This window comes from Arthrobacter sp. STN4, assembly GCF_024539665.1.
Classification (GTDB): Bacteria; Actinomycetota; Actinomycetes; order Actinomycetales; family Micrococcaceae; genus Specibacter.
In genome coordinates, this window is record NZ_JAKZGX010000035.1 from 23,540 (window position 1) to 34,573 (window position 11,034).

At 63.9% G+C, this 11,034-nt stretch carries 5 protein-coding genes and 2 pseudogenes; 1 reads left to right on the plus strand and 6 read right to left on the minus strand.

All coding sequences use genetic code 11. The annotated features are described in order from the left end of the window. Nucleotides 1-100: 100 nt before the first annotated feature. The 5 genes and pseudogenes from MMF96_RS17745 to MMF96_RS17765 all read right to left on the minus strand — a co-directional run bounded on the left by MMF96_RS17745 (nucleotide 101) and on the right by MMF96_RS17765 (nucleotide 9,067). Nucleotides 101-1,050 (minus strand): annotated as a pseudogene (locus MMF96_RS17745) (IS1595 family transposase). Between the two features lie 576 nt (nucleotides 1,051-1,626). Then, on the minus strand, nucleotides 1,627-3,042 hold the full coding sequence (locus MMF96_RS17750; RefSeq protein WP_176618483.1) for an amidase: 1,416 nt from the start codon (nucleotides 3,040-3,042) through the stop codon (nucleotides 1,627-1,629). 171 nt (nucleotides 3,043-3,213) lie between these two features. Then, complete coding sequence (locus tag MMF96_RS17755; RefSeq protein WP_176618482.1) at nucleotides 3,214-4,707, minus strand: NAD-dependent succinate-semialdehyde dehydrogenase; 1,494 nt, start codon at nucleotides 4,705-4,707, stop codon at nucleotides 3,214-3,216. Next, nucleotides 4,704-7,781, minus strand: a complete 3,078-nt coding sequence (locus MMF96_RS17760; RefSeq protein WP_256884293.1) for an FAD-binding and (Fe-S)-binding domain-containing protein — start codon at nucleotides 7,779-7,781, stop codon at nucleotides 4,704-4,706. Before MMF96_RS17760 ends, MMF96_RS17755 begins: the two co-directional genes overlap by 4 nt. Before the next feature lie 8 nt (nucleotides 7,782-7,789). Further along, nucleotides 7,790-9,067, minus strand: a complete 1,278-nt coding sequence (locus MMF96_RS17765; RefSeq protein WP_176618480.1) for an aspartate aminotransferase family protein — start codon at nucleotides 9,065-9,067, stop codon at nucleotides 7,790-7,792. Between the two features lie 81 nt (nucleotides 9,068-9,148). Between MMF96_RS17765 and MMF96_RS17770 the strand changes: the two genes are divergently transcribed. Then, nucleotides 9,149-10,132 (plus strand): D-2-hydroxyacid dehydrogenase, encoded by a 984-nt coding sequence (locus MMF96_RS17770; protein WP_306295976.1) that lies wholly within the window; start codon nucleotides 9,149-9,151, stop codon nucleotides 10,130-10,132. Between the two features lie 594 nt (nucleotides 10,133-10,726). Here the strand turns inward: MMF96_RS17770 and MMF96_RS17775 are convergent. Further along, nucleotides 10,727-11,034: pseudogene (locus MMF96_RS17775) on the minus strand (acetyl-coenzyme A synthetase); the annotation flags it as partial.

An 11,034-nucleotide genomic window follows, 5' to 3' on the forward strand; every position in this document is an offset into this window, starting at 1 on the left:
GACTTGTTCCTTCGGCGGGATGGATTCACGGCTGCATGCATCGCGGGTGCCACCTTCGCCGTGCCCAGCTAATAAGCACATTCGAGCGTATCCGTTTGGCTCAGGTTCTGCGGGTGGTTCCGAGCCCTTGTGCCACGATTTCCCGGAAAGTTGTGGGGTTACGGTGCGGCTCGAGCCCGAGCAGGCTTTGGAAGACTGACACGGGTGGGGTGAGGGCCGGCCATTGTGGCGAAAGGCGAACTGTCAAGGCCTGCAGATGTTCATTGCCCACGAACCGGTGGGTGCCGGGGAGCCAGGACTTGAAGTTGCTGATGGCCCTGTGCACACGCGGCAGGACAGGTTCCGTGTCACCGGTGCGTTTGGCGGCCCTTTGGGAGCGCGGCCGATGCTCGTAGCCCTTCTTCGCGAGCAGGACATACGGACCCCATCCGTCCGTGTAGACAACCGCCCCAGGTGCCACGGTGTCACGAACGAAGTTGTACAAGGTCGGTCCTGACGCATCCGGGATGACCTGCATGCGGATCCGCCCGGAGCCCCGGCCTCGGACCTCAACGGCAAGAACAACATGGGCCGCCTTGGCAAGCCGGCTGCGCCCGCCGCTGCGGCCCTTTTCAACCCCGCCGACCTCGCATTCATCAACCTCGACCTCGCCCGTCAGCAGGGTGCGCTCAGGGTTGACCATGGCCCGGCGCAGCCTGTGCTGCATCGTCCATGCGCTCTCGTAGCGGCTGAGCCCGTGCAGGCGCTGCAGCTGCACCGCGGAGATCCCGGGCGTGCTGGTCGTCATCAGGTAAGCCGCCCAAAACCAGTCCTGGAGTGGAAGATGGTTCTTGTGCAGCACCGTCCCGGCCGTGAGCGAGGTTTGGCAGTGGCAGCCAGCACATTCCGAAGGAGTCCGCGTTGACAGGGGCCAGCCCCGACGCCCCTGGCACCGTGGGCAAACAGACCCCTCCGTCCAGCGGCAGGCAAAAAATGTTCCAGGAAGGACGGTTCGCCCCCGGACTTCGACTGAAACTGCCGAATCGACCGCGGAAAGTCCGGACGTGCCATGACCCGAAACTACACCTGAGCCACCCGGATACGAACAAGTACATTTATCACGAAAATGAAGAGAAGCCGCAGCGAATATGGTGCCTACAAATATTGGCACAAAAGTGATCCTTTGCCCGGAATCCGGGGGAACCCGGGGAAAGAGCCAACGCATCTACAGCTAAAACCAGGAGCGGACCCTTCATCCCTGCTGTGCTGTTGGAGGCACTCTGGCAGTACGTCGCCCCTCCTCGCAAGTTCAAGGATTATGTGCGCGTACGCTGAGAAGCAACCGACCTTGTTCGCGGCCATCGGGGCAACCATCGATTCTGCGCCTGTGAACACTTTGAGGCCCGGCCTGAACTGCAGGGCATGGTCGAACGTCGCCTTCGCCGGTGAATTGGCGGCCGGGCGCGTGCTGGTCGTGCGACGCAGCGGTCCCACAGGAGCTGCCCGCGGATTGCTTGCCAGCTCGGTCGAATGCTCCACGCCCGCCCGCCGCCCGGGCGATACCCCGAAAGTTCCGAAAAGGGCTGTCCAGCACACACCAGTCCTGGACCGCCCACACTTGCCATCTTGATAAGGAACTCTTGCTTATCAGCCGCGGCGTGCTGTAATGTGCGCGGGTCGTTCTGTGCCCCAGGCGGCTGCCTTCTCATATGTCTGTGCCGCCCGGAGAACCTTGTGGTCGGCATGCCGCGGTCCGATGATCTGCAGGCCTGCTGGGAGGCCGGCCTCTGTGAAACCGCAGGGAACGCTGACCGCGGGCTGCTGCGTCATGTTAAAGGGGTAGGTATAGGGCGTCCAGCTGGTCCAGTTCGGCGAATGCCAGCCCTCTGGGGCGTCGCGGTCCCGGGGGAAGGCAGCGATGGGAAGGGTGGGCGTCAGGAGCAAGTCGTAGGTTTCGTGGAACCGTCCCATTTTGACGCCCAAGTCCATCCTGGCGGCGGTGGCGCCGAGGAAGTCGGAGGTGCTGATTTCGCCCTGATCCTCGATGGAACGGCGCAGCCCTGGATCCACCTGACTAATCGCCTTAGGACCATAGGCTTCGAGCACCTTGGCCGCGCCGGCAAACCACAGAATATGAAAGGCCTCAACGGGATCTTGGATGCCTGGGTCCACTTCCTCGATGATGGCGCCGGCTTCGGCGAGCACCTCGGCGGCCGAACGGACCAGCCGCTCGATCTCAGGGTCGTTGGTGCCGAAGCCAAGAGTGGGTGAGAACGCGATGCGCATGCCCCGGACGCCGTCATTGAGGCCGTCGAGGAAGGAACCGGCCGGCGTCGGGAGAGCTGACCAGTCGCGAGAGTCGAAGCCCGTGATGACATCCAGCAGCAGGGCCGCGTCAGCAACTGTGCGGGTCATGGGTCCGGCGTGGGCGAGGGTTCCGAACGGGCTGGCGGGGAACATGGGAACCAAACCATAAGTGGGTTTGATGGCCACCGTCCCGGTGAATGCCGCAGGGATACGGACCGAGCCGCCCCCGTCAGTTCCCACCGACCATGGCCCCATGCCGAGTCCTACGGCTGTGGCACTGCCGCCGCTAGAGCCGCCGGATGTCAGACCCTGGGCCCTCGGGTTGCCCGTGGATCCGTAACGGAGAGAATCCGTCACACCCTTCCACGCGAACTCGGGGGTTGTCGTCTTTCCAAGCAGCACTGCACCCGTTTCCCGTAGCCTCGCTACGCACGGCGCATCCTGGTCCCACACTGAATCCGGATTGATGAGGTTGGTGCCGCGCAACGTAGGCCAGCCCCTGGTGTAAAAGATGTCTTTGATCGAAGTGGGCACGCCGTCGCCTGGCCCCAAGGGCTGGCCAATGCGCCATCGGGCTTCCGAGGCGCGGGCTTCCCGCAATGCGCTGTCGGCTTTAATGGAAACAAAGGCGTTGACCTCGTTGTTGTCCGTATCGATGGCATCCAGGGCAGCCTGGGTGGCGTCCACGGGCGAGACGGTGCCGTCCCTGTATCCTCCCAACAGCTCAACAGCCGTCAGTTCGGTTAGATCGCTCATCTGCTTATCCTCCTACTGGGGTCCGCTCCAGACCCGGGTTCGCTTGGTTGTGTTGGTCGGGGAGGGCGGTAGATCACCAAGGGGCAGGCAGTCTATCGGCTGCGTGCCCCTGTGTTTCTGGAAGCTGCCGTATTCGTATTTTCCGAGACCGATTTCCCTAAAATTAATACTCTAGGTGCGGGGGATGGACATGTACTTGAGCTCCAGGAATTCGTCCAAGCCCACGCGTCCACCTTCACGACCCAGACCCGAAGCCTTGATACCCCCGAAGGGGGCCGCGGGGTTGGATACTATGCCGGTGTTCAAGCCCACCATGCCAACTTCGAGTTCGTCGCCCACGCGGAAAGCACGGTCGAGGTCCTGGGTGAAGAGGTAGCCTGCCAGACCCCACGGGGTGTCGTTGGCCAACCGGATGACTTCCTCTTCGGTGTCAAAGGGCACGATGGGGGCCACCGGACCGAAGATTTCCTCGCTCATCAGGGCCGCATCCGGGCTGACATCGGAAAGCACCGTGGGGGAGTAGAAGTAGCCGCTGCGCTCTGGTCGGGACCCGCCGCAGACCACGGTGGCGCCCTTGGCAACGGCGTCGTCGACAAGCTCCTGGACCTTTTTTAGTGCCTTCGCCTCCACGAGTGGTCCGACATCGGTGCCAGCCAGTGCACCGTCGCCTACTGTCAACGTGCCGAGACGTTTGGCGAGCCTGCTCGAGAAGTCTGCGGCTACCGATCGCTGGACGAAGATGCGGTTGGCCGCGGTGCACGCCTCGCCCATGTTCCTCATCTTCGCGGCGAAGGCACCTTCCACGGCCCGGTCCAGGTCGGCATCCTCAAAGACTATGAGGGGAGCGTTTCCGCCCAGTTCCATGGAGGAGCGCATGACATTCTTGGCCGCCTGCTCCAGCAGCCGGACGCCAACTCCGGTGGATCCGGTGAAACTGACCTTGCGCGCGATACCGCTTTCCATCCACGCGGTAACTACTTCGGAGGCATTGGTGGTCGTGACGACGTTCAACACGCCCTTGGGCAGGCCAGCCTCGATCAGGATGTCCACCAGCGCCAGGGAGGACAGAGGCGTGAGATTGGCCGGTTTGAAGACCATGGTGCAGCCGGCGGCGATGGCCGGACCGATCTTCCTGGTGCCCATGGCCAGGGGGAAGTTCCAGGGCGTTACCAGGACGCACGGACCCACCGGTTCCTTGGAAACGAGTATGCGGTTCTTACCGTCGCCGGTGGTGGTCACGTCACCGCCGATGCGCATGGCTTCCTCGGAGAACCAACGGAAAAACTCTGCGGCATAGGCTACCTCGCCTTTGGCCTCGGCGAGGGGCTTACCCATTTCCGTGGTCATGATCATGGCCAACTCATCCTGCCTGGCCATGATCAGGTCGAAGGCGCGGCGCAGGATCTCACTGCGCATCCTGGGCGCAGTTTTTGCCCACTGCTTCTGCACCCGTCCGGCCGTTTCGATCGCCCGGCGCGCATCCTCAGGGCCGCCGTCCGCGACGGTGGCGATGACTTCCTCGGTGGCGGGGTTGATGACGTCGAACCGCGCGCCCGAAGCAGCTTCGGTCCATTCGCCGTCGACGAACAGATTGGTGCTGACCATCGCGACGGCGTCCAGCGCCTGCTGGGAGGTTCGGGAGTTCGCGGTTGCCTGAATGCTCATGAGGGATCCTTTTCTTGTGCTTGGTTCTGGGGCAGTGGCTTGCTGCCACGGCCGGAGGGTGGGTACTGCTGTGGTTTGCCAGGGTCGAGCAGTTCGGCCAGATGCAGGCTCACCCTGGAGGCATCGAGCTGCTGAACCTGCATGGCGCAGGAAAAGCCGTCGGTGAGCACCGCTGCGCCGACCTCCGCCTGGCGCAGGGCCGGCGCAAGTGCCTGTTCGGCCACTTGCATGCTGATGTCAAAATGTTCTTTTTCAAAGCCGAAGTTTCCGGCGACGCCGCAGCAGCCCGTGGCCTCGACGACGTTGGCGACACCCACCGCCTGGAGTGCCGTACGCTGGACGCCCGAGCCGAAGACGGAGTATTCGTGGCAGTGCGATTGCACCACCACCTGCTCGGGCAGGGGCCGGGCCGGGGCTGGTTTCCAGCCGGATTTCGTTAGCTCCTCAATGTGGGAGGCAAAACTGCGCACCCGGCCTGCGACCCGGCGCGCCTGCTCCGTGTGGACCAATTCGGGAAGGTCCTTGCGAAGTGCGGCGGCGCAGCTGGGTTCCACGACCACGATGGGGCGGTCCGTTCCGTCGTCAAGGGTGGCGGCGGCGTTGGCCAGGAGTTTCTTGGCAGTGTCCAGCTGCCCGGTGGAAATCCAAGTCAGTCCACAGCAGGCGTCCGCGGAGCACTCCGCGGGTGCGCCGGTTGCAGTCAGGACGCGGGCCACGGCGCCTGCCACTTTTGGCCGGAAGCCCCGGGTGAACGTGTCCACAAACAGGACCACGCCGACGCCGCTGCCTTCGTCACACCGACGCACGGGGCCGACGCCGGCCGCCGCAACTTCCCGGCGCCACTCGTTCGCCCCGGCAAAGCGCGGAAGTGCCCGCTTGGTGGTGAGGCCCCCAATCGCAGAGGCGGCCTTGGCCAGCGGTGTGGACATCGCTGCGTTGACCAACGGGGCGATCCGACCGGTGATCTTGAGCCAGCGCGGCAGCCAGCCAAGCGAAAAGTGAGAGAGCGGGCGGCGCTTTCCCTCGTAATAGTGGGAGAAGAACTCGGATTTGTAGGTGGCCATGTCAACGCCAGTAGGGCAATCGGTGGAGCACGCTTTGCACGAAAGACATAGGTCTAGTGCCTCGCGAACCTCCTCGGACTTCCAGCCTTCCTCCACCGTGCGTGCCCCGCGAACCATGTCCTGGAGCACGCGGGCACGCCCTCGCGTGGAATCCTTCTCGTCCTTGGTGGCGCGGTAGCTCGGGCACATCACGCCGCCGGCATCCGAGCGGCACCGACCCACCCCAATGCACTTTTGGAGTGCATGGACCCATGAATCTATCGCGCCGGGGGATTGCGGCGCCGCGTTTTGTTCCACCGCCGGCCCATGGGGGTGCAGGTCGAAGCTGGTCCGCCACTGCCGCTGCGGAACCCCTGCAAGGGCAAGATTGGCGTCCATCGGGTCGGGTTCCGTAAGGGACCCCGGGTTGAGGATGCCCACAGGATCCCAGGTGCGCCGGTATGAGGTGAAGGCATCCAGCATTTGCGGCGAGTACATCACCGGCAGAAGCTCGGAGCGGGCCCGCCCGTCGCCATGCTCACCGGAGAGTGAGCCGCCGTGATGGACGACGAGCTCTGCGGCCTCCCTGGTGAAACGGCGGAAGACGGCGCGGCCGGCGTCGGTACGCAAATCGTACGTGATGCGGATGTGCATGCACCCGGCCCCAAAGTGGCCATACATGACACCCTTGAGACTGTGGCGGGCCAGAAGCTCGCGAAAGTCGGCGAGGTAGTCGGCCAGCCGCGCGGGCGCGACGGCGGAGTCCTCCCAGCCGGGCCAGGATTCGCCTCCTGTGGAGAGCCTTGCGGAGAGTCCGGCGCCGTCTTCGCGGACGCGCCAGAGGGACACCCGTTCCGCCGTGTCGGGAACGGTGCGCCCGTCCACCAGCCGGCCATTGTCCCTCAGGCGTGCAAGCATCCGTTCTGCGGCCTCATGGACTTCGGTTGGGTTGTCCCCGTCGAGATCGACATACAGCCAGGCCTTGCCCTCCGGCAGGCCCATCACGGACGCGTCGCCGCGGCGGAACTTCATGGTGTCCACAATGGCCTCGTCCATGCCTTCCACAGCAGCCGGCGAAAACTCCAGAATGGTCTCGATGTCCCGGGCGGCCTCCACCACGTCCGCATAGCCCAGACACACCAGCAGCGCACTGGCTGGTTTGGGTACGAGCTTCATTCGTGCGCCCACGATGATGGCGCAGGTCCCCTCGGAACCCGCCAGGGCGCGGGCCACATTGAAGCGGCGTTCCGGTAGCAGGTGGGCCAAATGGTAGCCCGAGACCTGCCTCTGGATCTGCTCGAGTTCGGTGCGAAACTCGAGCAGATGGGCGTGCGCGAGGTTCTTAAGTGCGGTGGTCAGGGCCGCTGCGCGCGCCACCGACCCCGTGTCTCCGGGATCGGTGGCGACCAGCCCTGTAGCAGTCGCGGTAAGCCGGGCTCCGTCGGAAGTGACGACGTCGATTTCCGCCACATGGTCGGAGGTGCGCCCATATCGGACCGAATGATTCCCGCAGGCGTCGTTGCCCAGTGAGCCGCCGATGGTGGCGCGGCTTTTGGAGGACGGGTCAGGGGCGAACGTGTGGCGGCCACTGGTAGCCTGCTCCACGGTGCGCGAGAGCGCGGCAAGCACGACGCCAGGGTCCACGGATGCGGTTCCGGCCACCTCGTCGATACCGTGGATATTGTTCATGTGGCGGGAGAAATCCAGGACGACGCCGGGCCCCACGGCATTTCCGGCCATGGAGGTCCCGCCGCCGCGGCTGATCAGTGGTGTCGCGGTTTCACGGCAGGCCGAAACAGCAGCCACGACATCCTCAACAGTTCGTGGGAACACCACGGCCAGCGGTGGCACCCGGTAGTTGGAGGCGTCGTAGGAGTATTCAGCCAAGCGGCGGGGGGAACTGTCCACGGACACCCCGGCCGCCGCCAGCCGTGCCAGGACAGCCGGCTCAGCCGCCGCCCCGGGCCCGGGAAGGCCAGCGGTGTCCAGTGCCGGGCCTGATCCTGTCAGGGAATGAACGGCGTCAGTCATGGGAAGGATCAGACCCCTGCCGCAGCCGGAACAGCGCCGACGACGGCCCCCACAGCGGCCTCGAAGCGGTCCAGACCGGTCGAGATTTCCTCGGCTGTGACGACCAGCGCAGGGATCAGCCGGACCACGTTGCCGGACGGACCGCAGGTCAGGGTCAGCAGGCCCTGCTCCGTCGTAGCCTGCTGGACGGCGCCGGCAGTTGCGGCGTCAGGGCTGCCGTCCGCTGCCGTGAATTCGATGCCCACCATCAAGCCGTGGCCGCGGACATCGCCGATCACTGGGAAGCGCGACTGGATTTCTTTCAGGCCCGCCTGCAGCTGCTCGCCGCGAATACGGGAGTTCTCCACGAGACCTTCCTCCTTGACCACGTCCAGCGTGGCGACTCCGGCGGCGGCGGAGACGGCGTTGCCCCCGTAGGTTCCGCCCTGGGACCCCGGCCATCCCTTGGACATGGTCGCGGTGGAGGCGGCAATGGCCGAGATCGGGAAGCCGGAAGCGATGCCCTTGGCCGTAATGATGATGTCCGGCGTCGCGGTTGAGAACTGATGGCCCCAGAACTTGCCCATACGCCCCACGCCGGCTTGCACCTCGTCGAAAATGAGCTGAATTCCGTAGCGGTCTGCGCGTTCACGAAGCCCTTCGAGGAAGGCGGGAGGGGTGGGAATGTAGCCGCCGTCGCCAAGGGCCGGCTCGATCAGGAACGCGGCGGTGTCATTGGGGGCGGTCCGGGTCTGGAGCAGGTAGTCGAGTTCCTGCAGGGCGAAGGCGACTGTTGTGGGCTCGTCCCAGCCATATCGGTAGGCGTAGGGGAAGGCGGACATGTGGACGCCGGCCATCAGCGGGGCGAAGCCGGCCGAGAAGCGGGTGCCAGCTGTGGTCAGCGACGCTGCGGCAACGGTGCGTCCGTGGAAGCCACCCTGGAAAACGACAATGTTCGGGCGGCCGGTGGCCATGCGCGCGAGGCGGATGGCGGCCTCAACGGCCTCGGAACCGGAGTTTGCGTAAAACACCGAGTCCAGCCCTTCCGGGAGGACCTTCCCGAGCTTCTCCGTCAGTGCCAGCAGCGGCTTGTGCATCACGGTGGTGTACTGCGCATGGATGATCTTGCCCACCTGCTCACGGGCCGCTTCCACCACTCGCGGGTGGCAATGGCCCGTACTGGTGACGCCAATTCCGGTGGTGAAGTCAAGGTAGGCCTTGCCGTCGGTGGCGTAGATCCAGCTGCCGAGTGCACGGTCAACCACAAGGGGAGTTGCTTGCTTAAGGAGGGGGCTAAGTGAAGTCATGACACGATTCTTCCCAAAGATTGAATGATTGTCAACAATAGGCAAAGCACTTAGAATGGAGGAGTGAACAAATCAAACGAGATGCCGGCTACAGCGAACCGGCCCAAGGTTGTTATTCTTACGTCCCCGGACGTGGCCCCTCCCTACAATCTTGACGCCCTTGGGGGGCAGGCTGAGCTCGTGATAACGGACGCGGCCGGCCTGGCCGATGCCATTCCCGGCGCCCAGGTCTTGTTTCTGTGGGATTTTTTTTCAACGGCGTTGCGCGAGGCGTGGGATCACGCCGATTCATTGCGCTGGGTGCATGTTGCGGCCGCTGGCGTAGACAGCCTGCTCTTCGATGAACTGCGCCAGTCTGGTGTGCTGGTCACCAATGCGCATGGAGCATTCGACGGACCCATCGCGGAATTTGTCCTGGCCTCGATCCTCGCCCACGACAAGCAGATTCATGCCAGCAAGTACCTTCAACGGCAGAACGTATGGAAACACCGTGAGGTGCAGCGCACGGCTGGGCAGAACGCCCTCGTCGTTGGCACTGGGGGGATAGGCAGGGCGACGGCGAGGCTGCTGAAGGCCGTCGGCATGGACGTGCTCGGAGTGGGCCGGACCGTGCGGGAGGAAGATCCCGACTTCAACAAAGTGGTGTCCAGCTCCGAGTTGGCAGCGTATGCCGGCTGGGCGGACCATTTGGTGCTCATCGCGCCATTGACGGAAGACACTCGTGGAATTCTCAGCGCGGAGGTGCTTGCACGCATGAAACCCACCGCGCATATTGTCAACGTGGGGCGCGGCGCACTTGTGGACGAGAAAGCGCTATTCCAAGCGCTTCACGAAGGGCAGGTTGCCGCAGCCTCGCTCGATGTTTTCAACGAGGAACCTTTGCCCGCCGACCACCCGTTTTGGAGCATGGGAAATGTCCATGTTTCCGCACATATGTCAGGTGATGTGGTGGGATGGCGAGACACCCTGGCAGGGCAGTTTGAAACGAACTTGGGCCTGTGGTTGTCAAGTGGGACTCTCATCAACAAGGTGGACAAGAAACTCGGCTACGTCACTACCGGCTAGTATGCAGAATTACAGGAAAAATTCAGGCCGCTCTCTTCCCGGATTCGGCGCCTGACAGCAGCTTGCCAGCTACCGCGCCGATGCCATCAACCAGGGCCCAGGAGGATGCATGTGGTCAGCGGGGACACACGCGGTGCAGCACGTGCAAGGGTCGGCCATCCCGCCGAGTTCACGGTGGAGATGATTCAGCCCACGGGCCCAGACGTCAACGTTCCATCGGGGCTGGCGGCCAGTGTCCAGACGAGGGTCGATCCATTATCAGTGCGCGAAAAGCTGCCCTGGGCAGGAACTGAAAATCCAGGTCACGGGCGAACGGTGCCAGCCGCCGCTGGCCGCCCACGACTTTTGGCCACTGGCTTCGAGGCTGTTCATCCGGGTTATTGCGGCGTGGCGCCACGAGGGATGGTGCGTTTCTTCATTGGGTATTTAATCAGCCTACCAACAGCCTGAAGGGCGAACTTGAGTTGATTGATGCACCTATGATCCTGAAAATGCCGGGGACCTAAGGCGGCAGGGGGGCCACTAGTATTCCGGAAGTGGGCGGCCGATGGAGGTCGCTGCAAGGAATACATCGCAAGGATTTCGGCGGCTGTTCTATTTCTTCAGGGAGTCCGAGATCTGGTTCATGACGGTGTTGTCGGCGAGGGTGGAGGAGTCGCCGGCTTCGCGGCCCTCGGCGATGTCCTTGAGGAGGCGGCGCATGATCTTGCCGGAGCGGGTCTTGGGCAGTTCGGGGACCACGAGGATGGTCTTGGGTTTGGCGATCGGGCCGATTTCGTGGCCCACGTGGTTGCGCAGCGTGGTGACGATGTCCGGGTCGTCCGCGGCGGAGCCGCGCAGGATCACGAAGGCCACGACGGCCTGGCCGGTGGTCTCGTCGGCGGCGCCGACGACGGCGGCCT

Excerpts from the sequence above, each read along its gene's own strand:
- MMF96_RS17765 (WP_176618480.1), bottom strand. The coding sequence starts at position 9,067 with ATGACTTCACTTAGCCCCCTCCTTAAGCAAGCAACTCCCCTTGTGGTT.
- MMF96_RS17760 (WP_256884293.1), bottom strand. The coding sequence starts at position 7,781 with ATGACTGACGCCGTTCATTCCCTGACAGGATCAGGCCCGGCACTGGAC.
- MMF96_RS17755 (WP_176618482.1), bottom strand. The coding sequence starts at position 4,707 with ATGAGCATTCAGGCAACCGCGAACTCCCGAACCTCCCAGCAGGCGCTG.
- MMF96_RS17750 (WP_176618483.1), bottom strand. The coding sequence starts at position 3,042 with ATGAGCGATCTAACCGAACTGACGGCTGTTGAGCTGTTGGGAGGATAC.
- MMF96_RS17770 (WP_306295976.1), top strand. The coding sequence starts at position 9,149 with ATGCCGGCTACAGCGAACCGGCCCAAGGTTGTTATTCTTACGTCCCCG.